At 54.2% G+C, this 25,102-nt stretch carries 21 protein-coding genes; 5 read left to right on the top strand and 16 right to left on the bottom strand.

Features of this window, described 5'->3' with window-relative positions:
- Positions 1-3 precede the first annotated feature (3 nt).
- Positions 4-783, bottom strand: coding sequence for a tRNA uridine 5-oxyacetic acid(34) methyltransferase CmoM (gene cmoM, locus IM294_RS12490; protein ID WP_047368216.1), 780 nt, complete (start codon positions 781-783; stop codon positions 4-6).
- Positions 784-907: 124 nt separating this feature from the next.
- Between cmoM and elyC the strand changes: the two genes are divergently transcribed.
- A complete protein-coding gene (gene elyC / locus IM294_RS12485; RefSeq protein ID WP_028012575.1) occupies positions 908-1,687 on the top strand; it encodes an envelope biogenesis factor ElyC in 780 nt (259 codons plus the stop codon).
- Here the strand turns inward: elyC and IM294_RS12480 are convergent.
- The 13 genes from IM294_RS12480 to IM294_RS12420 form a co-directional block, all read right to left on the bottom strand.
- Positions 1,664-2,557, bottom strand: coding sequence for a YcbJ family phosphotransferase (locus tag IM294_RS12480; protein ID WP_028012574.1), 894 nt, complete (start codon positions 2,555-2,557; stop codon positions 1,664-1,666). The two genes, elyC and IM294_RS12480, sit on opposite strands and share 24 nt — an antisense overlap.
- Positions 2,558-2,698: 141 nt before the next feature.
- Complete coding sequence (gene kdsB, locus IM294_RS12475; protein ID WP_028012573.1) at positions 2,699-3,445, bottom strand: 3-deoxy-manno-octulosonate cytidylyltransferase; 747 nt, start codon at positions 3,443-3,445, stop codon at positions 2,699-2,701.
- The gene (gene ycaR, locus IM294_RS12470) at positions 3,442-3,624 is read right to left on the bottom strand and encodes a protein YcaR (RefSeq protein ID WP_006174474.1); all 183 of its coding nucleotides are present in this window, start codon (positions 3,622-3,624) and stop codon (positions 3,442-3,444) included. Before ycaR ends, kdsB begins: the two co-directional genes overlap by 4 nt.
- A 45-nt stretch (positions 3,625-3,669) precedes the next feature.
- Complete coding sequence (locus IM294_RS12465) at positions 3,670-4,899, bottom strand: winged helix-turn-helix domain-containing protein (RefSeq protein WP_126817661.1); 1,230 nt, start codon at positions 4,897-4,899, stop codon at positions 3,670-3,672.
- A gap of 44 nt (positions 4,900-4,943) precedes the next feature.
- Positions 4,944-5,921 carry a tetraacyldisaccharide 4'-kinase gene (lpxK, locus tag IM294_RS12460; RefSeq protein WP_028012571.1) on the bottom strand — a complete coding sequence of 326 codons (978 nt, stop codon included), beginning with the start codon at positions 5,919-5,921 and terminating at the stop codon, positions 4,944-4,946.
- Positions 5,918-7,666 carry a lipid A ABC transporter ATP-binding protein/permease MsbA gene (gene msbA, locus IM294_RS12455; protein ID WP_028012570.1) on the bottom strand — a complete coding sequence of 583 codons (1,749 nt, stop codon included), beginning with the start codon at positions 7,664-7,666 and terminating at the stop codon, positions 5,918-5,920. Before msbA ends, lpxK begins: the two co-directional genes overlap by 4 nt.
- Positions 7,667-7,702: 36 nt before the next feature.
- Positions 7,703-9,967, bottom strand: coding sequence for a ComEC family protein (locus IM294_RS12450; protein WP_126817663.1), 2,265 nt, complete (start codon positions 9,965-9,967; stop codon positions 7,703-7,705).
- A gap of 214 nt (positions 9,968-10,181) precedes the next feature.
- Positions 10,182-10,469 (bottom strand): integration host factor subunit beta, encoded by a 288-nt coding sequence (ihfB, locus tag IM294_RS12445; protein WP_008499965.1) that lies wholly within the window; start codon positions 10,467-10,469, stop codon positions 10,182-10,184.
- Between the two features lie 170 nt (positions 10,470-10,639).
- Positions 10,640-12,313: a 30S ribosomal protein S1 gene (rpsA, locus tag IM294_RS12440; RefSeq protein WP_008499966.1), complete on the bottom strand. Its 1,674-nt coding sequence runs from the start codon at positions 12,311-12,313 to the stop codon at positions 10,640-10,642.
- A gap of 111 nt (positions 12,314-12,424) precedes the next feature.
- Positions 12,425-13,108: a (d)CMP kinase gene (gene cmk / locus IM294_RS12435; protein ID WP_013097305.1), complete on the bottom strand. Its 684-nt coding sequence runs from the start codon at positions 13,106-13,108 to the stop codon at positions 12,425-12,427.
- A 185-nt stretch (positions 13,109-13,293) separates the two neighbouring features.
- The gene (aroA, locus tag IM294_RS12430; RefSeq protein WP_126326577.1) at positions 13,294-14,577 is read right to left on the bottom strand and encodes a 3-phosphoshikimate 1-carboxyvinyltransferase; all 1,284 of its coding nucleotides are present in this window, start codon (positions 14,575-14,577) and stop codon (positions 13,294-13,296) included.
- 69 nt (positions 14,578-14,646) lie between these two features.
- Positions 14,647-15,735: a 3-phosphoserine/phosphohydroxythreonine transaminase gene (gene serC, locus IM294_RS12425; protein WP_047368210.1), complete on the bottom strand. Its 1,089-nt coding sequence runs from the start codon at positions 15,733-15,735 to the stop codon at positions 14,647-14,649.
- A gap of 162 nt (positions 15,736-15,897) precedes the next feature.
- Positions 15,898-16,590, bottom strand: a complete 693-nt coding sequence (locus IM294_RS12420) for a DUF421 domain-containing protein (protein ID WP_028012566.1) — start codon at positions 16,588-16,590, stop codon at positions 15,898-15,900.
- A 127-nt stretch (positions 16,591-16,717) separates the two neighbouring features.
- On the opposite strand from IM294_RS12420, the gene ycaO reads away from it, so the two are divergent.
- The 4 genes from ycaO (at position 16,718) to pflA (ending at position 23,020) form a co-directional block, all read left to right on the top strand.
- The gene (gene ycaO, locus IM294_RS12415; RefSeq protein WP_185860340.1) at positions 16,718-18,478 is read left to right on the top strand and encodes a 30S ribosomal protein S12 methylthiotransferase accessory factor YcaO; all 1,761 of its coding nucleotides are present in this window, start codon (positions 16,718-16,720) and stop codon (positions 18,476-18,478) included.
- Between the two features lie 406 nt (positions 18,479-18,884).
- Complete coding sequence (gene focA, locus IM294_RS12410) at positions 18,885-19,742, top strand: formate transporter FocA (RefSeq protein WP_193360351.1); 858 nt, start codon at positions 18,885-18,887, stop codon at positions 19,740-19,742.
- Positions 19,743-19,793: 51 nt separating this feature from the next.
- Complete coding sequence (pflB, locus tag IM294_RS12405; protein WP_023338210.1) at positions 19,794-22,076, top strand: formate C-acetyltransferase; 2,283 nt, start codon at positions 19,794-19,796, stop codon at positions 22,074-22,076.
- 203 nt (positions 22,077-22,279) lie between these two features.
- Positions 22,280-23,020 (top strand): pyruvate formate lyase 1-activating protein, encoded by a 741-nt coding sequence (gene pflA, locus IM294_RS12400; RefSeq protein ID WP_028012563.1) that lies wholly within the window; start codon positions 22,280-22,282, stop codon positions 23,018-23,020.
- A gap of 36 nt (positions 23,021-23,056) precedes the next feature.
- On the opposite strand, the gene IM294_RS12395 is transcribed toward pflA, so the two are convergent.
- On the bottom strand, positions 23,057-23,587 hold the full coding sequence (locus IM294_RS12395; RefSeq protein ID WP_047368209.1) for an anti-virulence regulator CigR family protein: 531 nt from the start codon (positions 23,585-23,587) through the stop codon (positions 23,057-23,059).
- Between the two features lie 122 nt (positions 23,588-23,709).
- Positions 23,710-24,858, bottom strand: a complete 1,149-nt coding sequence (locus IM294_RS12390; RefSeq protein WP_045261768.1) for an MFS transporter — start codon at positions 24,856-24,858, stop codon at positions 23,710-23,712.
- Between the last annotated feature and the right edge of the window lie 244 nt (positions 24,859-25,102).

Below are 25,102 nucleotides of genomic sequence, written 5' to 3'. Positions count from 1 at the left end.
AGGTTATCCTTGCATCTGCGGCTTGTGCGCGGTGACGTGAATATAGCGGCCAAGGCTGACGAACGGCTCCTGGCGGCAATACCGCGTTTCTAATTCTGTTAAGGTGTCAAAACAGTCACGCTGTTTGTGTTTTTCACGCAGATAATCATGAAACACCCTGACGCCCGTCTTCCCGACGATCTGCCAGCCAATCTCTTCCAGCCAGCCGTAAACCTGCTGCGGATCGCGCGGATAGTCCGGGGAAAGCGTGCGTTTTTTCTTTTTCGGCATCCCGACCTGAACATAGTCGAAGTTCCCTGCCACCATGTTGTGCATCAGGAAGCCGTTAGCATTGTAGAACATCAGCGACAGCGTACCGCCCGGACGTAACATTGACCACAGGGTTTGTAACACGCTTTGCGGATCGGCAACCCACTCCAGCACCGCATGAAACAATATCAGATCAACCTGGGTTTCCAAATGCTGCGCGATGTCCTGAGCGGCGCATTGTATAAAATGCATGTTGTCGCTCACACCTTTCTCTTCTGCCGCACGCGTCGCGCGGGCGACCATTTCAGCAGAAAGATCGCAAAGCGTGACGTGATGACCACGTTCAGCCATTTTTATGGCCGTCTGCCCTTCACCACCTCCGGCGTCCAGCACGCGCAACGTTTGGCCGCCAAAGCCCGCCAGAATGGTATCCAGATCCTGCCAGAGGATCGTCTGACGGAGCTGCCCTTTCGTGGTGCCATAAATGTTGCGCGAAAACTTTTCCGCGATGTCATCAAAATTGCGATCCCGCATTGGGAGAGTTCCACTCGCTAACTGCAAAACCGCTATTTTGTCACACCCGCGCGGAGAATGAACCTCTCTGGTGTAATATCACCGGTAATCATCTGCTGTATGGTCAAAAAAGGAACCAAAAAGGATGCTTTTTACCCTTAAGAAATATGTTGGAGGGATGATGCTTCCCCTTCCGCTGCTGCTTATCATCATCGCGCTGGGGCTGGCGCTGGTGTGGTTTAGTCGCTTTCAGAAGAGTGGCAAAACGCTTATTACGTTCGGCTGGCTGGTCCTGCTGCTGCTGAGCCTGCAGCCAGTGGCGGATGGACTGCTGCGCCCCATCGAAAACAGGTACCCTACGTGGCAGGGAAACCAGAAAGTTGATTACATCGTTGTGCTGGGCGGCGGGTATACCTGGGACCCTGACTGGGCCCCCAGTTCGAACCTGATCAACAACAGCCTGCCACGGCTAAACGAAGGTATTCGCCTGTGGCTGGCGAATCCGGGATCAAAAATGATCTTCACCGGCGCAGCGGCCAAAACCAACCCGGTGAGTACGGCTGAAGCGGGGGCCAGAATCGCGGAATCGCTCGGCGTACCGCGTTCCTCTATCATCACGCTGGACAGCCCAAAGGATACCGAGGAAGAGGCTGCCGCGGTGAAGCAGGCGATTGGCGATGTTCCGTTCTTACTGGTGACCTCCGCCTCGCACCTGCCAAGAGCGATGATTTTCTTCGAGAAGCAAGGTTTGCACCCGCTTCCCGCACCGGCAAACCAGATGGCCATCAGCGCGCCGCTCAACCCATGGGAACGGGTGATCCCCTCTCCGATGTGGTTGATGCATAGCGATCGCGTTGGCTACGAGACGCTCGGACGCCTCTGGCAGTGGCTGAAAGGCTCGTCAGGCGAGCCAGGGCAAGAGTGATTTAGCCGCCAGATCGAAGTTGGCGCGATTGAAACGTCCGGTGTTGACCAGCTGCGCCACTTCGTCCCAGAGCAGATAAAGCCAGCGACGCCAGAGAAACGCCTCTGCAACGGGCGCGCGTTGAAGGTAGTGCCACAGTAAACCTTCCGCCGCCCCGCTGTCGCTGAGCCTGAACAGCTCATATTCCCGCGGTGCCCAGAGCATGATCCCCGGCCCTAGCATCGCCAGGAGCTGATCGCTGCGGGAGTCTTTGAGCATACTGCGCAGAGTAAAATTGCCGTGGATCAGCACGCAGTTGTCGTTAAAGCCGTCGAACAGCGCCGGTAAGCACTCGCGGGTGCGAAACAGAATACGTTTGTCCTGCATGGTCAAACCGGTATTGTTGAACTGGTTAAGCGTCCCCCACAGCACTTCCACCCGCTGGCGATACCACAGCGGCCACAGGTTTTCCTGGGTGCTGTCAACCGGACCAACAAGCCCGCGGCTATCCTGTCGGTGCCAGGCCAGCAGCGCCTCAACAATCTGATCCTTCAGCTGTTCCCAGCGTTCCGGCGTACGCGCGGGCGCTTCTACCGGCACACCGCGTAAACGCTCAATCAGCAGTACGTCCGGGCCGGGATGTTCCTCGTGGGTCATCACGCCGTACACGGTCGGCATACGGACGGTTCCCTCCCGTGCCAGCATCGACATTTTCCAGGCAAGCTGCCTGGCCACGCCCGGCGACGAGAAGCTTCGTGCCATCAGCGGCATCGGGTTGCCCTGGCCGTCATACAACGACCAGAGCGCGGTATCGACCTTTTCACTCACGCATTCGACCCGGCTTAACTTCTCACCCAGCAGATGGCTAAGTTCGGCACGCAGCTGTTCCATATGAGATTACCCCCATTAAGAATACTGCTTTTATAATGAGCGCACAGCGTGAAGATGTCACCCGGAAGAGATCAATTAGGGTAAAGAAAGGGGAATTTGCGGGGAGAGGACATCCCTCCGAAAGGAGGGATGCAGGCGGGATTAGCGCAACTCGGCGCGGACGCGCTCAAGATCTTCCGGCGTATCAACGCCCGTTCCCGGTACTTCGCGGGCAACGGCAACGTGGATTTTTTCGCCATACCAGAGCACGCGAAGCTGTTCCAGCATTTCGATATGCTCCAGCGGGCTCGGCGCCCAGGCTACATAGCGGCGAATAAAGCCGGCGCGATAGCCGTAGATCCCAATATGACGCAGGAAAGAATCACCGATGGTCTCTTTAGAGAGCGCAAAGCGATCGCGATCCCACGGAATCGTAGCGCGGGAGAAATAGAGCGCATAGCCTTCGGCATCCATCACCACCTTCACCGCATTCGGATTGAATGCCTCTTCAGCGTGATGAATAGGCACCGCGAGCGTCGCCATACCGACCTGACGCTGCGCCAGGTTTTCCGCCACCTGACGGATAATAACGGCCGGGATCATCGGCTCGTCGCCCTGCACGTTTACGATGACCGTATCGTCACTGAAACCACATTTCTCAACCACTTCCGCCAGACGCTCGGTGCCGGACTGGTGATCGGCGCGGGTCATGCACACCTCACCGCCTGCGGCCTCAACCGCACGGGCGACATCAGGATGATCGGTTGCTACGATAATGCGGTCGGCACCGGACTCACGCGCCCGCTCAAGGACATGCACAATCATCGGCTTGCCGTTGATATCTACCAGCGGTTTACCCGGCAGACGCGTTGAGGCATAACGTGCAGGAATAATAACAACAAAACTCATGGTTTGCTCTCTTCTGCCACCAGGGAACGGGCTTCATTTTCCAGCAGTACCGGAATGCCGTCACGCAGCGGGAAGGCCAGACTGTCCAGCTTGCAGATCAGCTCCTGTTTGTCCTGGCTGTAGTAGAGTTTGCCGTTGCATACCGGGCAGGCAATAATTTCAAGTAAACGGTGATCCATAGTTCCTCCGTATGGGTAATCACTAAAGCTTAACACATTCCCTTTTCAGGGCGTGCCTGTTTCCCAGCCACTTCGACAGGATGTGAATAACCCGTCAGGTACCCGGCCAAGCGTTACGTCGCGAGCCTCCTGCCAGCGCGCGAACTCGCTAATGGCGGACGTTAACCCTTTTTCCAGGCTCGCCGTGACCCTGATGCCCTCTTGCAGATAAAGGGCAATGATTTCAAGCGTGCCGGTCTTGCGGTGCATTTTGGCATCCATCCGTCCGACCAGTTGTCCCTTGTGCAGCAGCGGTAAAACAAAGTAGCCGTATTGCCGCTTTGGCGCCGGGGTATAGCATTCCAGCCGGTAGCTGAAGTCAAACAGCTGCTCGGCGCGTTTTCTGTCCCAAACCACCGGATCGAAAGGTGACAACACCGCGCTGTGGGTCGCCCGGAGTTTCCCCTCCAGAGCCTCGGGCAGCAGAGGGACAAGATCCGCATGCAGCCACATTTCTCCCAGCGTTTCCACCATAACGGGAATAACTCGCTGTTCACGCTGCCACATCTCCAGCAGAGGCTTCAGCGCAGGCTGACGGAGGCGGTAATAGTCTGCCAGCCATTGCGGACGGAAAATGCCCAGGCTGCGGGCGCTGTTCTCCAGCATGATGGCCTCGGCCGTCTCCTGGGTAAGCAGATCCCGCTCGTCGTCCCAGTGAGGCATCACGCGATGCGTCAGATCATAAACGCGCTGAAAATTACGCCGTTCAATGACCATGACTTTGCCTGACGTGAACAACCCTTCAAGATGACGCTTGTGCGGCTTCCACTCCCACCATCCGCCTGCACCTTTGCGCGGATGTTCAAAATCGGCGGATCGAACGGGGCCGTTTTCCTGAATATGGCTGATAAGCTGCTCTATTTCGGCCTCATGTTCCTCCATCCACGCCTGCCGGTATTTCCATCCCATCTTTTCCGGAGCAAGCATACGGTGACGTACCAGGGCGAAATCGCTACGGGGCAGGAAGCAGGCTTCGTGAGCCCAGTACTCCATCAACTCCCCTTTGGAGAGCGCCTCATCCAGCCACTGCGGAGGATAACTCCCCAGGCGGCTAAACAGCACCAGGTAAGGGCTACGGGCGACAATGTTAATGGTGTCGATTTGGAGCAGCGACATGCGCTGGACGGTAGAGAGGATATCGGCAGGCTGCGCGCGGCGACGGGGCTTTTTGAGCAGCCCCTGCGCGGCAAGGTGTAAATGACGTGCGGCTGAAAGCGAGAGTTGCGGTAAAGACATGCGTTTTCCTGTCAGTCAAAGCGCCACCAGAACCGCGTAAGCCTCTACTGCACCAACGCAATCAGTTCCTTAAGCAATTGTTCCGGCTGTTCGCCGCTGAGTTCAGCGTCAACCGGCAGATACCACCAGTTTTCTTTCGCAAAGGCACGGCATTTCACCGCATCTTTTTCGGTCATAATGAGCGTCTGGCCAGGCGCGGTAAGCGCCTCAACCTGCTCTGCCACCAGCGCCTGATGGTCAGCCAGCGGAACGCGTTTTTCCAGCCGGGCGCCACACTGCTCCAGCGTCGCGAAGAAGCGCGGCGGATGACCAATACCCGCCATTGCCACCAGCGAAGGCAGTTCTGCAACCGCCCGGCGTTCACCCGTCACCAGGTTGACCGCCATTCCCGGTAACAGACGCATAGGAATTTCACCCGACTTTGCTTCACCGCCGTTAACAATCACCGCATCAACGGACTTCAGACGCGAAGCGCGTTCACGCATGGGGCCAGCGGGCAGCCACCAGCCGTTGCCGAAACGACGCACGCCGTCGATAACTACAATCTCTTTATCACGCGCCAGAGCGTAATGCTGCAGGCCGTCGTCAGTGATGATGATTTGTGCCGCGTGTTCAGCAAGCAGGGCCTGCACGGCGTCGCTGCGCACCGGGGAGACCGCAACCGGCGCACCGGTACGCTGGAAAATCAATACTGGCTCATCACCCGCTTCTGCGGTCGTGGTTTCCGCCGACAGCAGCAATGGGTAGTGCGCCGCTTTACCACCATACCCACGCGACACCACGCCAGGGCGGATGCCGCGTTTTTGCAACTGCTCCACCAGCCAGATCACCACTGGCGTTTTGCCGTTGCCGCCCGCCGTGAGGTTACCCACCACGACTACCGGAACCGGCGCGCGCCAGGCACGCTTGATCCCCAGACGGTAAAACAGGCGAATAATGCCGCTCACCAGGCCGTACAGCCAGGAGAGCGGCAAAAGCAGCAGCCACAGCGGGGATTCACCGGACCAGATGCGTGCAATCATTCGCCGAACTGCATCTTATGAAGCTGGGCGTAAACGCCACGATGTTCCAGCAGATCGGCATGGCTTCCGCGTTCAACAATGATGCCGTCTTCAACCACGACGATCTCATCTGCCTGCTCAATAGTGGACAGACGGTGCGCAATCACCAGCGACGTACGGTTCTTTTGCAGTTCATCCAGCGCCGACTGAATCGCGCGTTCAGATTCCGTATCCAGTGCAGATGTTGCTTCGTCCAGGATCAGTATCGGGCTATCGCGCAGCAGCGCGCGCGCAATGGCAATACGCTGGCGCTGACCGCCGGAGAGCAGTACCCCGTTTTCACCGATGATCGTATCCAGACCGTTATCCATCTTGTTGATAAAGTCCATTGCATACGCCATACGCGCGGCGTTCTCAATCTGCTCGCGGCTGTACTCGTCAGTGCGCGCATAAGCAATGTTGTTGGCAACCGTATCGTTGAAGAGATGCACGTTCTGAGAAACCAGCGCAACCTGGTTACGCAGCGACTGCAGGGTGTACTCCCGCAGGTCGTGACCATCCAGCAGGATCTCACCTTCGTTAATATCGTAGAAACGAGTGATGAGGCTCGCAATGGTGGATTTACCGGAGCCGGAGCGGCCTACCAGCGCAACGGTTTTACCTGCCGGAATCGTCAGGTTGATATTGCGCAGAGCCGGCGTTTCGCGGCCTGGATAGGTGAAGGTCACGTTGCGGAACTCCACGTCGCCACGCGCGCGCTCTACCTCGCGTGTACCTTCGTCTTTTTCCTGTTCAGAATCCAGAATGCTGAACAGCGTCTGGCAGGCGGCCATCCCGCGCTGGAACTGGGCGTTCACGTTCGTCAGGGATTTTAGCGGGCGCATCAGGGCAATCATCGAGGAGAAGACTACGGTGATAGTACCCGCCGTCAGCGTCTCCATTACGCTCGGGAAGCTTGCCGCATAAAGAACGAACGCCAGCGCCAGTGAGGCAATCAGCTGAATGATCGGGTCAGAGATGGAAGAGGCCGAGACCATCTTCATCCCCTGCAGACGCATTTTGTTGCTGACTTTGTCAAAGCGTTTGGTTTCAACTTCCTGACCGCCGAAGATCAACACTTCTTTGTGCCCTTTCAGCATCTGTTCTGCGCTGGTCGTCACCTGCCCCATGGTGTTCTGCATATTCTTACTGATATTGCGGAAGCGCTTTGAGACAACGCGGATAGCAATGGACACGACCGGTGCCAGCACGATAAGGATCAGCGACAGCTGCCAGCTGTAATAGAACATCATTGCAAACAGACCGATGATCGACGCTCCTTCGCGCACGACGGTAATCAGCGCGCTTGAAGAGGAGGAGGCAACCTGCTCTGAATCGTAGGTAATACGAGACAGCAGCGTCCCGGTGGATTGCTTGTCAAAGAATGAGACCGGCATGCCCATCATGTGGCTGAACAGACGACGGCGCATGGTCATAACCACTTTCCCGGAAACCCAGGAAATGCAGTAGCTGGAGATATAGCTGGTGATACCACGTAAGATCATCAGCCCGATAACCACCAGAGGCATCCATAGCAACACTGAGCGATCCGTTTTACCAAAACCGTCGTCCAGTAACGGTTTGAGGAGCGATAACATAAAAGTATCGCTGGCTGCGTTGAGGATTAACGCTACACCCGCCACGATCAGGCCTGCTTTAAAGGGAGCAATCATCGGCCAGAGTCGGCGGAAGGTTTGCCACGTGGAGAGATCTTTGTCGTTATGCATTCAAAAAACCAGCATTTGTTGAAATAGCCGCATATTCTACCCGTTATCTACGGGCGCGCCAAACCACTGATGATACCAGGGGGGTAAAAATTGATCCCGCACGCGCCGGATTTGCCAGCGATGGTGCGAAAATGTCACCGATATTTGCCCGGAATGGGGGGTATCGTGCCAGATATATCCCTCTTTTCGATAGCGCCGGACTACTTTAGCAGACGGGAATCGCCATGCGTTATAGCGGGCCGCTGAATCCAGAGCTATCAGCCCCTCAACCCGCTGTACCAGCGGCAATGACGACGAGGTATTGCTGCCGTGATGAGGTACCTGTATGAGGGTGGACGTCAGATGCTGCCAGTAATGGCTAAGCATAGCCTGTTCTGCCTGTGCTTCAATGTCTCCCGTCAGCAGAACGCTCTGCTCGCCGTCGTCAATTTTTACCACGCAGGAGTGATTGTTACCCTGAGCCGGATAATTTTCAGTGGGCCAGTGGACGGTGAACGTTAACCCCTGCCATTGCCATCTTTGCCCGCGAAAGCAGGGACGATGCCCGGTCTGGTGCAACGGACTTCTTACCCACATTTCGGGCCATGTTTTTTGCAGCGATACAAGGCCTCCCGCATGGTCGAGATGCTCATGGCTGAGAATAACGCCTTCCGGCTGCAGATGATGCCAGCGCAGCCATGGAATAATTAACCGCTGTGCACTATCCCCGCCCGGCCAGGCAAGCCCGGTATCGTAAAGAATGGCTTTTCCCTGTCGTTCAATAACCATTGCCAGCCCCTGCCCCACGTCCAGCATATGGAGCGTCCAGGCGTCGCTTTTCGCCGTCCGCCAGAGGGGAGAAGCCAGCAAGACACTTCCCGCCAGACAAACGGCAGGAACGGTTTTCCAGGCACGGAAACGCCAGCCGATGAGGATAAGCCACGGCAGTAACGTCATGTACTGCCAGCGCTGGTCCACACTCTGCCAGCCGTCTGGCAGGCGCATCAGCAACCAGAACAACCCGGCAAGCGTCTTATCGGCTGCATACCAGATGCCGCTTTCCAGCCCCGCCAGCGGCAGCAGATGGAGCAGCATGCCGAGTAAAATCAGCGGTACGCAGACAAACGTCACCAACGGCACGGCAAAGAAATTGGCGATCAACGATGAAATGCTAAAGCCATGGAAAATCAGAACCTGTAGCGGCATGAGAAGTAACAGCATGCCGACCTGCAGATAGACCAGGTTCAGCAGCGGACGTATCCGGCGAGCCCACTGCCAGTGAGGAAGCGGCAACCACTGAAACCAGAAAATCAGCGCGGCGACGGCAAATGCAGACAAAAGCAGACTCTGCGAAAGTATGGCTAAGGGATCGCTTATCAGGATCGTCGCGACACAGCAGATCCACACCTGCCATGGAGACCATTGCCGGGAACCGATCCGCAGCGCCGCCAGTACAGCAAGTGCGATGATCGTGCGTAGCGCGGGCGGTTGCAGACCGGTCAGCCAGGCGTAGAAAGCAGCAAAGAATAACCCCGCCAGCAGAGGCATTTGCCAGTTGACCCGATGGCAAGGTAATAAAAACTGAAGCCCGCGTACAAGAAACCAGACGATGGAGGCCGCCAGCGCGATATGCAGACCCGAAATCGCCATCAGATGCAGCGTGCCGGTTTCACGCATCAGGTCTTTTATTTCCCTGGGGACATCCAGACGTTCTCCCATGCCCAGCCCGAGGATAACCGCGCCCCAGCGATAAACTGAAAGTCGGTTTTGCAGCGATGTCAGGTATTGCGCTCGCAGGCTGCAGCGTCCATCGATGAGTTCTGCATGGGTAAAACGCCCACTTAGCGTTTGATGGCGGGCAATAGCGCTGCGCTGGGGGTCATACCCTCCGTCGTTCAGTTCGCCGTGTACAGGCCTGAGCCGGAGCGTCATCGCCCAGCGCTGACCGGCACACGCTTTCTGCGGCAGATAATGACCATAAAGCGTGACGCCCGTTGACGCCCACCAGCGCTGGCCATCAACGGTGAGTATTTTTCCCTGATGCACAGTTGCACCATCAGTCGCGGCGATCTCCACCTCGGCCTGCACGGCACCTGCGGTTAAATGCTGCATCGGCCAGACGCTCTCTTGCGCGGCCAGAATGCCCCACACGCAAAATAACAGCGTCATCCCCACATACTTCAGCCGTACGTTTTGGCGTGCGGCTAGTGCAACCCCGCCAGCCATCATTATCCAGATGGTATAACGCGATGGCAGTTCAGGTAACCAGAGTAACGGGGCTATCGCCAGAATGGCGCAGATACCTAAAGCGGGAATTCCCATTGCTACCTCCCTGTTTCTGGGTGGCAGTATGCGGGCAGATCGAGCGGAGTGTCAGGTGTGAAAAATGCAATCTACAGCAAGCGCTGCAAGGTTTTTAGCGCATTGCAGAAAACGCAACTTAAAATGCGAGACACCTTCAGAATGAAAGTGACGGAAACAAAAAAAGCACCCGCAGGTGCTTTCTTTCGAACCCAGTTTAACCGGCTGGCTAAACTCAGTTGCCGTAAATATTGGCGCGATCGCGCAGTTCTTTACCCGGCTTAAAGTGTGGAACGTACTTCCCTTCCAGCTCGACTTTATCACCAGTTTTCGGGTTACGCCCGGTACGTGGAGCACGATAGTGCAGAGAAAAACTACCGAAACCGCGGATTTCAATGCGCTCGCCCTGGGCAAGAGTGGAGGCCATATGCTCCAGCATCTCTTTTACGGCATCTTCCACTGCCTTGGCAGGGATATGCGGTTGCTGACTGGCAAGTCTTTCAATCAATTCTGACTTGGTCATGATTCCTCCGGTTCCTTTCAAACCAATTAGCTGAACAGCTCATTAAACAAGGGCGGCCGTAGCCGCCCTTTGTTATTGATTACAGGACGAATCCTGCAATCTGTCAAGTCTGCTCATCATCCTTCGCGCTGTAAATGCGTTACAGCTCAAATGATGCTGAGAACCTGATATTACTCGCCTTTAGCTGCTTTGAAAGCTTCAGCCATTGCGTTGTTAGAGAAGTTTGCATCTTCCTGTTTGTTAACAGTTGCGATTGCATCTTTCTCATCAGCTTCGTCTTTAGCACGTACAGACAGGCTGATTGCACGGTTCTTACGGTCAACGCCGGTGAACTTAGCTTCAACGTCGTCGCCTACGTTCAGAACCAGAGTGGCATCTTCAACGCGGTCACGTGAAGCTTCAGAAGCGCGCAGGTAACCTTCAACGCCGTCAGCCAGTTCTACGGTTGCGCCTTTAGCGTCAACTGCAGTCACTTTACCGTTTACGATTGCGCCTTTCTTGTTCAGTGCAACCCAGTTGTTGAACGGATCTTCTGCGAGCTGTTTAACGCCCAGGGAGATACGCTCACGCTCTGCGTCAACCTGCAGAACAACTGCAGCGATTTCGTCGCCTTTTTTGTATTCACGAACTGCTTCTTCGCCTGCAACGTTCCAGGAGATGTCAGACAGGTGAACCAGGCCATCGATGCCGCCGTCCAGGCCGATGAAGATACCGAAGTCAGTGATAGACTTGATTTTACCTTCAACACGGTCGCCCTTGTTGTGGGTTTCCGCGAACTGCTGCCATGGGTTGTTTTTGCACTGCTTCAGGCCCAGGGAGATACGACGACGTTCTTCGTCGATATCCAGAACCATCACTTCCACTACATCACCAACGTTAACAACTTTGGATGGGTGGATGTTTTTGTTGGTCCAGTCCATTTCGGAAACGTGCACCAGGCCTTCAACGCCTTCTTCGATTTCAACGAAGCAGCCGTAGTCGGTCAGGTTGGTTACGCGACCAGTCAGTTTAGTACCTTCTGGGTAACGCTTAGCGATAGCTACCCATGGATCTTCGCCCAGCTGTTTCAGGCCGAGGGATACACGAGTACGCTCGCGGTCGAACTTCAGCACTTTAACAGTGATTTCGTCGCCCACGTTCACGATTTCGCTTGGGTGCTTAACGCGTTTCCACGCCATGTCGGTGATGTGCAGCAGGCCATCAACGCCGCCCAGGTCAACGAATGCGCCGTAGTCAGTGAGGTTCTTAACGATACCTTTGACTTCCATGCCTTCCTGCAGGTTTTCCAGCAGCTGATCGCGTTCTGCGCTGTTTTCGGATTCGATAACGGCACGACGGGAAACAACAACGTTGTTACGCTTCTGGTCCAGCTTGATTACTTTGAACTCAAGCTCTTTGCCTTCGAGGTGCAGGGTGTCACGGACTGGACGAACGTCTACCAGTGAACCTGGCAGGAACGCACGAATACCATTCAGCTCAACAGTGAAGCCACCTTTAACTTTGCCGTTGATAACACCGACCACAGTTTCAGCTTCTTCGTAAGCTTTCTCCAGCGTGATCCATGCTTCGTGACGTTTAGCTTTCTCACGAGACAGCAGGGTTTCGCCGAAGCCGTCTTCTACTGCGTCCAGAGCAACGTCAACTTCGTCACCAACCTGGATTTCCAGCTCGCCCTGGGCGTTTTTGAACTGCTCAGCCGGAATGGCGGACTCAGATTTCAGACCGGCGTCAACCAGTACTACGTCTTTGTCGATAGCAACAACAACACCGCGAACGATGGAACCCGGACGGGTTTCGATTTCTTTTAAGGATTCTTCAAACAGTTGAGCAAAAGATTCAGTCATGTTTAATCTTCAGGTTAATATTAACGTCCACCTGGCTCCGTGCCGGATGGGGTTGTTTCACATACCCGCCGTCAATCCATTGCAGCGGGGGTACTGCTAAATCGGTCGCGATTACGCGAGTGCCAGTTTTTGGCGCGCATATTGTAGCGCTTTTTCAATCACTTGCTCAATAGTTAAACTGGTTGAATCCAGAACTAATGCATCTTCTGCAGGAACAAGCGGTGCGACGGCGCGGTTACGATCGCGGTCATCGCGCTCTTTTATCTCGGATAAAAGGCGATCAAAGTTAACACTAAACCCCTTTTCCTGCAACTGAAGCATACGGCGTTGAGCACGTTCTTCCGAAGAGGCGTCAAGGAAGATTTTTACTGGCGCATCAGGGAAGACCACGGTTCCCATGTCGCGTCCATCAGCGATCAGACCCGGGGCTTCACGAAACGCTCGCTGGCGACGCAGCAGCGCCTCACGAACGCGTGGGAAAGCCGCCACCTGGGAGGCCGCATTAGCGACTTCCTGCGTACGGATTTCGCCGCTCACGTCTTCCCCTTCCAGGATCACTTCCAGGTTGCCATCGGTAGAAACAAAACGCACATCCAGATGCGCAGCCAGCGGTACCAGCGCTTCTTCAGAGGCGACATCCACGTGATGATGCAGCGCAGCCAGCGCCAGCACGCGATAGATTGCTCCCGAATCTAAAAGATGCCATTGCAATGCTTCCGCCATCGCTTTGCACAGAGTACCTTTCCCTGCGCCACTCGGCCCATCAATGGTGATTACCGGGGCAACTGCCGTCATCTTTTTCTCCTTAAATAAGGCATACCGTTAACATGAACGCCGCGCATTATACGCGCCAACGTGCGCAACTGTTACCTTTGCGTGCAAATTACGGAATGATAGAAGCAGAGTGTAGAAGAAATGAGCGGGAAAGATCGTCAGGAAGCGTAAGGAAATGCCGCATCAGGTGATGCGGCAAGACTTCATCATGCCAGGGTGCTAATGCGCGCCAGCTGTTCGAAATAGTCCGGGAAGGTTTTCGCCGTACATTTCGGATCGAGAATGGTCACAGGGGTATCGGACAGCGCCACCAGCGAGAAACACATCGCCATACGGTGATCGTTATAGGTCCCGATTTCAGCAAAGTTCAGTTTTGCCGGAGGGGTAACGCGAATGTAATCTTCGCCCTCTTCTACCTCAGCGCCGACTTTACGCAGCTCGGTTGCCATCGCGAACAGGCGGTCCGTCTCTTTTACGCGCCAGTTATAAATGTTGCGCAGCGTGGTGGTGCCTTTGGCAAACAGCGCCGCCGTGGCAATGGTCATCGCCGCATCCGGGATATGGTTCATGTCCATGTCGATGGCGTTCAGCTCACCGTGGGTACAGGAGATGAAATCATCCCCCCAGGTGACAACCGCGCCCATTTTTTCCAGCACGTCAGCAAAACGAATATCGCCCTGCACGCTGTTGCGGCCAATGCCGGTCACTTTTACCGTACCGCCTTTAATCGCGCCAGCGGCAAGGAAATAGGATGCGGATGAAGCATCGCCTTCAACCAGGTAGTTGCCCGGCGACTGGTACTGCTGCGCCCCACGCACGACAAAGCGCTGATAAGACTGGTTTTCAACCTCAACGCCGAAGGTTTTCATCAGATGCAGCGTAATATCAATATACGGTTTGGAGACCAGCTCACCTTTAATCGTGATAACCGTATCCTGCGGGGCCAGCGGCGCGGTCATCAGCAGCGCCGTCAGGAACTGGCTGGAGACGCTGCCGTCAACCTCGACGGTACCGCCGGTAAAGCCCCCGCGCAGACGCAGTGGCGGGTAACTTTCCTGCTCCAGATACTCAATCTGCGCGCCGCCCTGACGCAGGGCATCTACCAGATGGCCGATCGGACGCTCCTTCATGCGCGGCTCGCCGGTCAGCACGATGTTATTGCTCCCGAGGCACAGGGCTGCCGCCAGCGGACGCATCGCGGTACCCGCGTTACCCAGAAACAGTTCAAGCTCGTCACTCGCCTGCAGCGCGCCGCCGTTGCCGGTCACTTCGCAGCGGGTACGATCGTCAGAGAGTGTGTAATGAACGCCCAACGCTTTCAGCGCATTGAGCATATGGCGCACGTCATCGCTGTCCAGCAGGTTGGTGAGGACGGTGGTGCCGTTTGCCAGAGCTGCCAGCAGCAGAGCGCGGTTCGAGACACTTTTTGAACCAGGCAGATTGATGGTGCCATCTACCCGCGCGATAGGTTGTAACGTCAGGGATTCCATGAAAACTAAACTCTCAACTCAACATAATAAAAACCCCGCAGGGACGCTGCGGGGGTGAAAAACAGCAAATTAACCGTGACGACGTTCGAAGTCGATCATGAAATCGGTCAGGGCTTTAACGCCTTCCAGCGGCATGGCGTTATAGATAGAGGCACGCATCCCGCCAACCACACGATGGCCTTTCAGCGCGTGCAGACCCGCCGCGAACGACTCTTCCAGGAACACGCTGTCCAGGCTGCTGTCTGCCAGCTGGAACGGTACGTTCATGCGGGAACGGTTCGCTTTCGCCACATCGTTACGGTAGAAATCGCTCTTGTCGATCGTGCCGTACAGCAGTTCGGCTTTCTGCTGATTGATCTTGTCCATCTGCGCCACGCCGCCGTTTTGCTTCAGCCATTTGAAGACCAGGCCGGAGAGATACCAGGCAAACGTAGGTGGGGTGTTGAACATGGAGTCGTTGTCATTCAGGACGGTGTAATCCAGGATTGACGGGCAGGACTTATGGGCTTTCCCCAGCAGGTCTTCACGGACGATGACAATAGTCAGCCCAGCAGGACCGATGTTTTTCTGAGCACCTGCGTAAATGACGCCGTAGCGGCTGACGTCCAGCGGAGTGGACAGAATGGTTGAAGAGAAGTCCGCCGTCACAATGACATTGTCGCCAAAGTCTGGCTCTTCGTGAATGGCGATGCCGTCGATGGTTTCGTTCGGGCAGTAGTGGAGATACGCGGCGTTGTCAGACAGCTGCCACTCGCTCATCGGCTTCACGGCGCGCAGACCGTCAACGGTCACTTTGGCGTCGATAACGTTCGGCGTGCAGTATTTGTGCGCTTCTTTTAACGCACTGGCTGCCCAGTAGCCGGCATCGACGTAATCAGCGGTGGTTTTGTCGCCCAGCAGATTGAGCGGGATGCCCGCAAACTGGCCGCGTCCACCGCCGTGACAGAACAATACTTTGTAGTTCGAGGGAATGTTCAGCAGATCGCGAAAATCCTTTTCTGCCTCTTCCGCCACCTGAATAAACGCTTTACCACGGTGGCTGATTTCCATCACCGACGTACCCAGACCGTTCCAGTCACACAGCTCCTGTTGAGCCTGTTTGAGCACGTCTGCCGGTAACATTGCCGGACCTGAACTGAAATTAAAGACTTGAGCCATTTCCCCTCACCACGCTAAAAGCCATAAGTTATAACTGTGGATATCGGTTTTATCATTCAGTGACACGCGCCGCAATGTCTAAAACTTATGACCGGGGAAATGTGCCCTTCGTCACACAAAACAATCTGCCGCCTCGTCGTCACAAAACCGACAAAATCGCTGTCAGACGAGGCGTTTAGCCCGGCTAACCTTTGTCCATTCCGGATTTGCACAACGAGGGCATAATTGATGATCGCCCGCATGCATCCCCACAACATGACTACATTTTATACATGCATACTCCCCGGTTTCAGGTATCACCCTGAACCGTTCTACTAACATATCCGGCAGGATACACAGGCCGGGCTTAACGTCGTCGTCAGCATAGTAATAGACGCTGATTTGCCCATTGGTTTCCATGATCGCCAGCCGCACCTGTCCGAGCTGTTCAACGCTATTCAGGCGCAGCTCCATAAAGAACTCAAACTCGGTCATATTGGCGCTTTGCACATTTTCCCAGGCCAGTTGACCGTCCTCGACAATAACGACCGGTTTCCCTTCAAGCAGATCTTCCAGCTTTTCACTTTTTGACATCAGCCACATCACCAGCCGGTAAAGCAAGGCGAGGGAAACAAAAACGATAAACACCGGCACCATCGGCACGTCGTCATAAAACGCGACGTCCCCCGCAGCCGAGCCCAGCGTCAGGATGATCAGCACTTCAAACAGCGACATCTGACGAACGCCACGACGGCCGGTAATTTTGAGAAACAGGAAGACGAGTACGAAGGTATACAGGCTGCGCAGCGCCACTTCGCCCAGAAATTCAGGTGGAACTTTATCAAACGCCATCCGCTGGAGATCAAATGCTTTCATTTTTCTATGCCTTAACAGTCAGTTACTGCTACTAAGCATAGCTCAGCCATTTATTTTCGCCGGAGATAGCACCCGTCACGCAAAACCCGTATCATTGCGCGCTTTACGTACGATAAAAGTGAACGCCATGACTCAAACGTTTATCCCCGGCAAAGACGCCGCTCTGGAAGATTCCATCGCTCGCTTCCAGCAGAAACTGACCGACCTGGGCTTTAACATCGAAGAAGCCTCCTGGCTGAACCCGGTGCCTCACGTCTGGTCCGTGCACATTCGCGACAAAGACTGCGCGCTCTGCTTTACCAACGGTAAAGGTGCGACGAAAAAAGCGGCACTGGCCTCTGCGCTGGGTGAGTATTTTGAGCGTCTGTCCACCAACTATTTCTTCGCTGACTTCTGGCTGGGTGAAACCATCGCCAACGGCCCGTTCGTTCACTATCCGAACGAAAAATGGTTCCCGCTGACCGAAGACGATGAACTGCCGGAAGGCATTCTGGATGGCCGTCTGCGTGCCTTCTACGATCCGGAAAACGAACTGACCGCCAGCATGCTGATCGATCTGCAGTCTGGGAATGAAGAGCGTGGGATCTGCGCCCTGCCGTTCACCCGTCAGTCTGACGAGCAGACCGTCTATATCCCGATGAACATCGTCGGCAACCTGTATGTGTCTAACGGTATGTCCGCCGGTAACACCCGCAATGAAGCGCGCGTGCAGGGTCTCTCTGAAGTCTTCGAGCGTCATATCAAAAACCGCATTATTGCCGAATCCATCAGCCTGCCTGAAATTCCGGCAGACGTGCTGGCGCGCTACCCGGGCGTGGTGGAATCCATCGCCAAACTGGAAGCGGAAGGTTTCCCAATCTTTGCGTATGACGGCTCGCTGGGCGGTAAATATCCGGTTATCTGCGTCGTGCTGTTTAACCCGACTAACGGAACCTGCTTCGCCTCCTTCGGCGCGCACCCTGACTTCGGCGTGGCGCTGGAGCGTACCGTGACCGAGCTGCTGCAGGGCCGTAGCCTGAAAGATCTCGACGTATTCACCCCGCCAACGTTTGACGATGAAGAAGTGGCCGAGCACACCAACCTCGAAACCCACTTCATCGACTCCAGCGGTTTAATCTCCTGGGATATGTTCAAGCAGGACGCGGACTATCCGTTCGTGGACTGGAGCTTTGCCGGTACCACTGAAGAAGAGTTCGCTACATTGATGGCAATCTTCGACGCCGAAGATCAGGAAGTCTACATTGCCGACTACGAACACCTGGGCGTTTACGCGTGCCGCATCATCGTACCAGGCATGTCCGATATCTACCCGGCGGAAGATCTGTGGCTGGCGAACAACAGCATGGGCGCCCATCTGCGCGAAACGCTGCTGGCTCTGCCGGGCAGCGAGTGGGAAAAAGAAGATTATCTTAACCTGATAGCCCAGCTGGACGATGAAGGCCACGATGACTTTACCCGCGTGCGCGAGTTGCTGGGTCTGGCGACCGGGAAAGACAACGGCTGGTACACGCTGCGCATCGGTGAACTGAAAGCGATGCTGGCCCTCGCGGGCGGCGATCTGGATCAGGCTCTGGCCTGGACAGAATGGACCATGGAGTTTAACCAGTCGGTCTTCTCCGCCGAGCGCACCAACTATTACCGCTGCCTGCAAACCCTGCTATTGCTTGCTCAGGAAGACGATCGCGAGCCACTGCAGTACCTGAACGCTTTCGTACGTATGTACGGTGCTGAAGCGGTTGAAGCCGCCAGCGCGGCGCTGAGCGGTGAAGAGCCGTTCTACGGTCTGCAGGCGGTTGACAGCGATCTGAAAGCCTTCCCGGCGCATCAGTCTCTGCTGAAGGCCTATGAAAAGCTGCAGAAAGCAAAAGCCGCTTACTGGTCAAAATAAGCGCATATAACATTAACGGCAGTAGGCGTATTTAATCGTCTGGGCTATATTACGGGGCAATTTCATTGCCCCTTTTTTTATTCTCTTCGGCAATGATTGTTGATTGTAATAATAAAGTTAAACACGGGTAAATATAATAATATTTGCCTGGGCTTTATTGTTACTTTTTATGGTAAATACTCCATATTAATTAACTGTTTCGAAGGGGGCCGAACGAAAAAATTCAACTCTTTTCATAACTTTTAAAATTTATTTTTATACGGATAATCAAATACTTACTCCGCATTTGTTGTAAAACCATACATACTGCGGGCCTATAAGCCAGGCGAGATATGATCTATATCAATTTCTCTTCTATAATGCTTTGTTAGTATCTCGTCGCCGACTTAATAAAGAGAGAGTTAGTGTGAAAGCTGACAACCCTTTTGATCTTTTACTCCCCGCCGCGATGGCAAAAGTTGCCGAAGAAGCGGGTGTCTATAAAGCAACGAAACACCCGATGAAGACGTTCTATCTGGCGATCACCGCTGGTGTGTTCATCTCTATCGCTTTCGTCTTCTACATCACCGCCACCACCGGTACTGCCGGAATGCCTTTCGGCATGGCCAAACTGATTGGCGGCATTTGCTTCTCACTGGGTCTGATTCTCTGCGTCATTTGCGGCGCCGACCTCTTCACCTCAACGGTGCTGATTGTTGTGGCGAAAGCCAGCGGAAGAATTACCTGGGGTCAACTGGCGCGCAACTGGCTTAACGTCTACGTTGGTAACCTGATTGGCTGTCTGCTCTTTGTTCTGTTGATGTGGCTCTCTGGCGAGTATATGACCGCCAACGGTGGCTGGGGGCTTAATGTCCTGCAAACCGCTGACCACAAAATGCATCACACATTTATCGAAGCCGTTGCTCTCGGCATCCTCGCAAACCTGATGGTCTGCCTGGCGGTCTGGATGAGCTACTCTGGCCGTAGCCTGATGGATAAAGCCATGATTATGGTTCTGCCGGTTGCGATGTTTGTTGCCAGCGGCTTCGAGCACAGTATTGCGAATATGTTCATGATCCCGATGGGGATTGTTATCCGCAACTTTGCAAGCCAGGAGTTCTGGACCGCAGTTGGTTCATCCCCGGAAAGTTTCTCTCACCTGACTATTATGAATTTCATTACTGATAACCTGATCCCCGTCACTATCGGGAACATTATCGGTGGGGGTCTGTTAGTTGGGTTGACATACTGGGTCATTTACCTGCGTGGCGGCGACCATCATTAATGGTTGTCTCAGGCAGTAAATAAAAAATCCACTTAAGAAGGTAGGTGTTACATGTCCGAGCTTAATGAAAAGTTAGCCACAGCCTGGGAAGGTTTTGCGAAAGGTGACTGGCAGAATGAAGTCAACGTCCGTGACTTCATTCAGAAAAACTATACCCCGTATGAAGGTGACGAATCCTTCCTGGCTGGCGCAACTGACGCGACCACCAAGCTGTGGGACAGCGTAATGGAAGGCGTTAAACTGGAAAACCGCACTCACGCGCCAGTTGATTTTGACACCTCCGTTGCATCCACCATCACTTCTCACGATGCTGGCTACATCAACAAAGCCCTTGAGAAAATTGTTGGTCTGCAGACTGAAGCACCACTGAAACGCGCCATCATCCCGTTCGGTGGTATCAAAATGGTTGAAGGTTCCTGCAAAGCGTATAACCGCGAGCTGGATCCAATGCTGAAAAAAATCTTCACCGAATACCGCAAAACCCATAACCAGGGCGTATTCGATGTTTATACCAAAGACATTCTGAACTGCCGTAAATCTGGCGTTCTGACCGGTCTGCCAGATGCCTATGGCCGTGGCCGTATCATCGGTGACTACCGTCGCGTTGCGCTGTACGGTATCGACTTCCTGATGAAAGACAAATACGCGCAGTTCGTTTCCCTGCAGTCTGACCTGGAAAACGGCGTAAACCTGGAAGCGACTATCCGTCTGCGTGAAGAAATTGCTGAACAGCACCGCGCGCTGGGTCAGATCAAAGAGATGGCGGCTAAATACGGCTGCGATATCTCTGGTCCTGCGACCAACGCTCAGGAAGCTATCCAGTGGACCTACTTCGGCTACCTGGCCGCTGTTAAGTCTCAGAACGGTGCAGCAATGTCCTTCGGCCGCGTATCCACCTTCCTGGATGCGTACATCGAACGTGACCTGAAAGCAGGTAAAATCACCGAGCAAGACGCTCAGGAAATGATTGACCACCTGGTCATGAAACTGCGTATGGTTCGCTTCCTGCGTACCCCAGAATATGATGAACTGTTCTCTGGTGACCCAATCTGGGCAACCGAATCTATCGGCGGTATGGGCGTTGACGGCCGTACGCTGGTAACCAAAAACAGCTTCCGCTTCCTGAACACCCTGTACACCATGGGTCCTTCTCCGGAGCCAAACATCACCGTTCTGTGGTCTGAAAAACTGCCTCTGAACTTCAAGAAATTCGCCGCTAAAGTGTCCATCGACACCTCTTCTCTGCAGTACGAGAACGATGACCTGATGCGTCCGGACTTCAACAACGACGACTACGCTATCGCTTGCTGCGTAAGCCCAATGGTTGTTGGTAAACAAATGCAGTTCTTCGGTGCGCGTGCAAACCTGGCGAAAACCATGCTGTACGCTATCAACGGCGGCGTTGATGAAAAACTGAAAATGCAGGTTGGTCCTAAGTCTGAGCCAATTAAAGGTGACGTGCTGAACTATGACGAAGTCATGGAGCGCATGGACCACTTCATGGACTGGCTGGCTAAGCAGTACGTGACCGCGCTGAACGTTATCCACTACATGCACGACAAGTACAGCTACGAAGCCTCTCTGATGGCGCTGCACGACCGTGACGTTATCCGCACCATGGCGTGTGGTATCGCAGGTCTGTCCGTTGCGGCTGACTCCCTGTCTGCAATCAAATACGCGAAAGTTAAACCAATTCGTGACGAAGACGGCCTGGCCGTAGACTTCGAAATCGAAGGCGAATACCCGCAGTTTGGTAACAACGACGCTCGCGTTGATGACATGGCGGTTGACCTGGTAGAACGTTTCATGAAGAAAATTCAGAAACTCACTACCTACCGTAACGCTATCCCGACTCAGTCTGTTCTGACCATCACCTCTAACGTTGTGTATGGTAAGAAAACCGGTAACACCCCAGACGGTCGTCGTGCTGGCGCGCCATTTGGCCCAGGTGCTAACCCAATGCACGGTCGTGACCAGAAAGGTGCTGTAGCTTCTCTGACCTCCGTTGCTAAACTGCCGTTTGCTTACGCGAAAGATGGTATCTCTTACACCTTCTCTATCGTGCCAAACGCGCTGGGTAAAGACGACGAAGTGCGTAAAACTAACCTCGCGGGTCTGATGGATGGTTACTTCCACCACGAAGCGTCCATCGAAGGTGGTCAGCACCTGAACGTGAACGTAATGAACCGTGAAATGCTGCTCGACGCGATGGAACATCCTGAGAAATATCCTCAGCTGACCATCCGCGTATCTGGCTACGCAGTACGTTTTAACTCCCTGACGAAAGAACAGCAGCAGGACGTTATCACCCGTACTTTCACTCAGTCCATGTAAGTGGAATTGACTGAAATCACGCGTTAAAAAGCGTACAATAAAGGCTCCACGCAAGTGGGGCCTTTTTAACACCCTCGCTTCACCAGTCTCTTTTGTCCGCTATCTATACTTTATGGATAACAGCCAAAACAGACTCGACATAGCCTTTGAGCTGTGCAACTACACAGGCCCCCGGATGGGCCAAATTCGGAGATATCACCGCAATGTCAACTATTGGTCGCATTCACTCCTTTGAATCCTGTGGCACCGTCGATGGCCCGGGGATCCGCTTTATTACCTTTTTCCAGGGCTGCCTGATGCGCTGCCTGTACTGCCATAACCGCGACACCTGGGACACGCACGGCGGTAAAGAAGTCACCGTGGAAGATCTGATGAAAGAGGTGGTGACCTACCGCCACTTTATGAACGCATCCGGCGGTGGCGTGACCGCGTCCGGCGGTGAAGCTATTCTTCAGGCTGAGTTTGTCCGCGACTGGTTCCGCGCCTGCCATAAAGAAGGCATTCATACCTGTCTCGACACCAACGGCTTTGTGCGCCGCTACGATCCGGTCATTGATGAACTGCTCGACGTGACCGATCTGGTGATGCTCGATCTCAAACAGATGAACGATGAGATCCACCAGAATCTGGTTGGTGTTTCTAACCACCGTACGCTGGAGTTTGCCAAGTACATCGCCGATAAAGGCATCAAAACCTGGATCCGCTACGTTGTTGTTCCCGGCTGGTCAGATGACGATGACTCCGCGCATCGCCTGGGTGAATTTACCCGCGACATGGGCAACGTCGAGAAAATCGAGCTTCTGCCCTATCACGAACTGGGTAAACATAAATGGGTGGCGATGGGCGAAGAGTACAAGCTTGATGGCGTGAAGCCGCCGAAAAAAGAGACGATGGAACGCGTGAAAGGTATTCTTGAGCAGTACGGCCACAAGGTCATGTATTAAAGAGAAGGCCCGGTAAGAACCGGGCCTTTTTATATTCTATTTAAAGACGCCGTTAATTACGGAGGTCACAATCGCCGTACTCAGCGCAATTAAGACCAGATCGTCCCCGACCACGCGCCATTCATAGCCCGGGTAGGAAGGAAGCTGGCCGAGCATAGAGGCTGGTACGGTCTTCTTCGCAATGCCCGGAGGAAGCGGTTTACCGCGTGCGAGGTTTTTCGCAATCCCCGGAGGCAGAGACTCATAGCCCGTTAAGCCATAATTCAGTGCCAGGTGGCGAGCATGATCGAAGCTCACGCGAGCGTCGACGTCATTACCGACATCTTTGCTGTTTTTGAAGCTCTTATCCGATTTTCCAGGGTTTTCCTTTCCGCTATTTTGCTTATTACCATGGTTACCGGAATTACCAGAATTTCCGTTACCATGATTGCCGCCATTACCTTGTCCGCCACTGTTTCCATGACCACCGCCATTCCCGTTTCCAGGATTAGCCATGACCGGAGCCGTTGCAAACGTTAAAGACAACACTACGGCAAGTGCGGTAGTGGAAAAACGACGTATAGACATGATTGTTGCCTTTTGTGGTAGAACTCATTTGAATTATCGCCAGGCGGGAAAAACAAACAATGCGTAAAAGTCTTATATGTGACAGGGACAAAAAAGCCTGTCATCGACAGGCTTTTATTTAATCAGGCGTGCGCCACAGGGGTTGGATGCTCGCCCGCTTTGCGCAGCAGCATCAGGAGATAAATAAACGACACGCTGGCAATCATGATAAACAGCAAATTGTCGGAATAATTCTGCATCAGCATCGCGGTAAATGTCGGTCCCAGCAGGCTACCGATGGTATAGCTTAATAATAGCGCCTGGTTCATTGCCACGAGCTGGTGATGTTCTACTTTCTCACAGGCCCACGCCATCGCGACCGGGTAAAGCGTGAATCCTGCGGCCCCGAGAATAAACAGTGCAGGCGCCATCGCGGCGTTGCTGAGCATCGCAAGGCATCCCATGATCACCACGAAGACCTGAACGCGCAGCACCAGCAGACGACCAAAGCGGTCCGCCAGGCGGCCAATCGGCCATTGCCCCACAATACCTGCACTGACCATCACCGCCATCCAGAAACCAATTCCGGAATCGCTGACGCCCTGATGATTCAGGTAGAGCGGCATCAGGCCATAGAGCGAGCCCAGTACAATTCCCGAAATAATGCAGCCGTTTACGCCCAGACGCGCCTGACGAAGTCTCAACATCGGCCAGACGTGGGTCGCTTCCTGATGTTCGCTGTTCTGGTTCACAATGCGCGTAAAGAGCAGCGGCAGGATCGCGGCCAGCACCATGCCGGTTACCCACGGCAGCACGCTCATCAGGTCGGTTGGCAGTTTGCTGACCATCAGTTGACCCAGAACGGTACCGACGTAGTAAACCATCATATAGGCCGCCAGCAGACGTCCGCGGTTGCGGGAGGTACCGCTACACATCAGCGCGCTTTCAACCACCACCCAAATCATCGCGCAGCCGACGCCGGCGATAAAGCGCCATGCCATCCAGCTCCAGAAGCCCACCATCAGACCCAGACCGGCGCACCCGGCAGCGAAAATCAGCGAGGCCAGATAATAGCTGCGATTAAAGCCAAAACGCTTAATCAGGCTACCGGTTAATAATGTGCCCAACAGGTTCCCGGTGAAAAAGGACGAGCTGACCATACCCACCTGCCAGGTCGGTAAGTTTTCATGGGCGAGCCACAGCGGGACGAGCGTGTTTAGCACGGCGATCGCCAGGGTCAACAGAAGCAGGCCACAGAGCAACAGGAGCACTGGCCGGGTATAGGTGGTCATGGATTAAAAACCGTGAGGAAGTTCAGATTTCGTGCGCATCATGCCACTGGCAAAAACAAAGTCAATCCACAGATTTAGCCGGCTCGCACAATATGTTCCCTGTCGATTTAAAAAACTTATCCTGCTAATGCAGCGCCTGCTATAGATATTAATTATGTATCTGTTTTTATTTATTAATGACCGAAATTAAAACAAAACGACAGTCGAAAAATTTCATGAATGAAAAAAAGAAAAGCCGGGCGCT

Origin of the sequence: Enterobacter cloacae complex sp. P43RS (assembly GCF_014930585.1) — a bacterium.
Lineage (GTDB): Bacteria > Pseudomonadota > Gammaproteobacteria > Enterobacterales > Enterobacteriaceae > Enterobacter > Enterobacter bugandensis.
The sequence above is the reverse complement of the archived record's forward strand: the minus strand, read 5'-3'. Positions and strand labels throughout refer to the sequence as shown.

Coding starts and splice junctions, on each gene's coding strand:
- IM294_RS12395 (WP_047368209.1), bottom strand. CDS start 23,587: ATGTCTATACGTCGTTTTTCCACTACCGCACTTGCCGTAGTGTTGTCT.
- IM294_RS12465 (WP_126817661.1), bottom strand. CDS start 4,899: ATGTCTTTACCGCAACTCTCGCTTTCAGCCGCACGTCATTTACACCTT.
- cmoM (WP_047368216.1), bottom strand. CDS start 783: ATGCGGGATCGCAATTTTGATGACATCGCGGAAAAGTTTTCGCGCAAC.
- pflA (WP_028012563.1), top strand. CDS start 22,280: ATGTCAACTATTGGTCGCATTCACTCCTTTGAATCCTGTGGCACCGTC.
- msbA (WP_028012570.1), bottom strand. CDS start 7,666: ATGCATAACGACAAAGATCTCTCCACGTGGCAAACCTTCCGCCGACTC.
- kdsB (WP_028012573.1), bottom strand. CDS start 3,445: ATGAGTTTTGTTGTTATTATTCCTGCACGTTATGCCTCAACGCGTCTG.
- aroA (WP_126326577.1), bottom strand. CDS start 14,577: ATGGAATCCCTGACGTTACAACCTATCGCGCGGGTAGATGGCACCATC.
- cmk (WP_013097305.1), bottom strand. CDS start 13,108: ATGACGGCAGTTGCCCCGGTAATCACCATTGATGGGCCGAGTGGCGCA.
- elyC (WP_028012575.1), top strand. CDS start 908: ATGCTTTTTACCCTTAAGAAATATGTTGGAGGGATGATGCTTCCCCTT.
- lpxK (WP_028012571.1), bottom strand. CDS start 5,921: ATGATTGCACGCATCTGGTCCGGTGAATCCCCGCTGTGGCTGCTGCTT.
- pflB (WP_023338210.1), top strand. CDS start 19,794: ATGTCCGAGCTTAATGAAAAGTTAGCCACAGCCTGGGAAGGTTTTGCG.
- ycaO (WP_185860340.1), top strand. CDS start 16,718: ATGACTCAAACGTTTATCCCCGGCAAAGACGCCGCTCTGGAAGATTCC.
- rpsA (WP_008499966.1), bottom strand. CDS start 12,313: ATGACTGAATCTTTTGCTCAACTGTTTGAAGAATCCTTAAAAGAAATC.
- IM294_RS12420 (WP_028012566.1), bottom strand. CDS start 16,590: ATGAAAGCATTTGATCTCCAGCGGATGGCGTTTGATAAAGTTCCACCT.
- IM294_RS12480 (WP_028012574.1), bottom strand. CDS start 2,557: ATGGAACAGCTGCGTGCCGAACTTAGCCATCTGCTGGGTGAGAAGTTA.
- IM294_RS12390 (WP_045261768.1), bottom strand. CDS start 24,858: ATGACCACCTATACCCGGCCAGTGCTCCTGTTGCTCTGTGGCCTGCTT.
- ycaR (WP_006174474.1), bottom strand. CDS start 3,624: ATGGATCACCGTTTACTTGAAATTATTGCCTGCCCGGTATGCAACGGC.
- serC (WP_047368210.1), bottom strand. CDS start 15,735: ATGGCTCAAGTCTTTAATTTCAGTTCAGGTCCGGCAATGTTACCGGCA.
- ihfB (WP_008499965.1), bottom strand. CDS start 10,469: ATGACCAAGTCAGAATTGATTGAAAGACTTGCCAGTCAGCAACCGCAT.
- IM294_RS12450 (WP_126817663.1), bottom strand. CDS start 9,967: ATGGGAATTCCCGCTTTAGGTATCTGCGCCATTCTGGCGATAGCCCCG.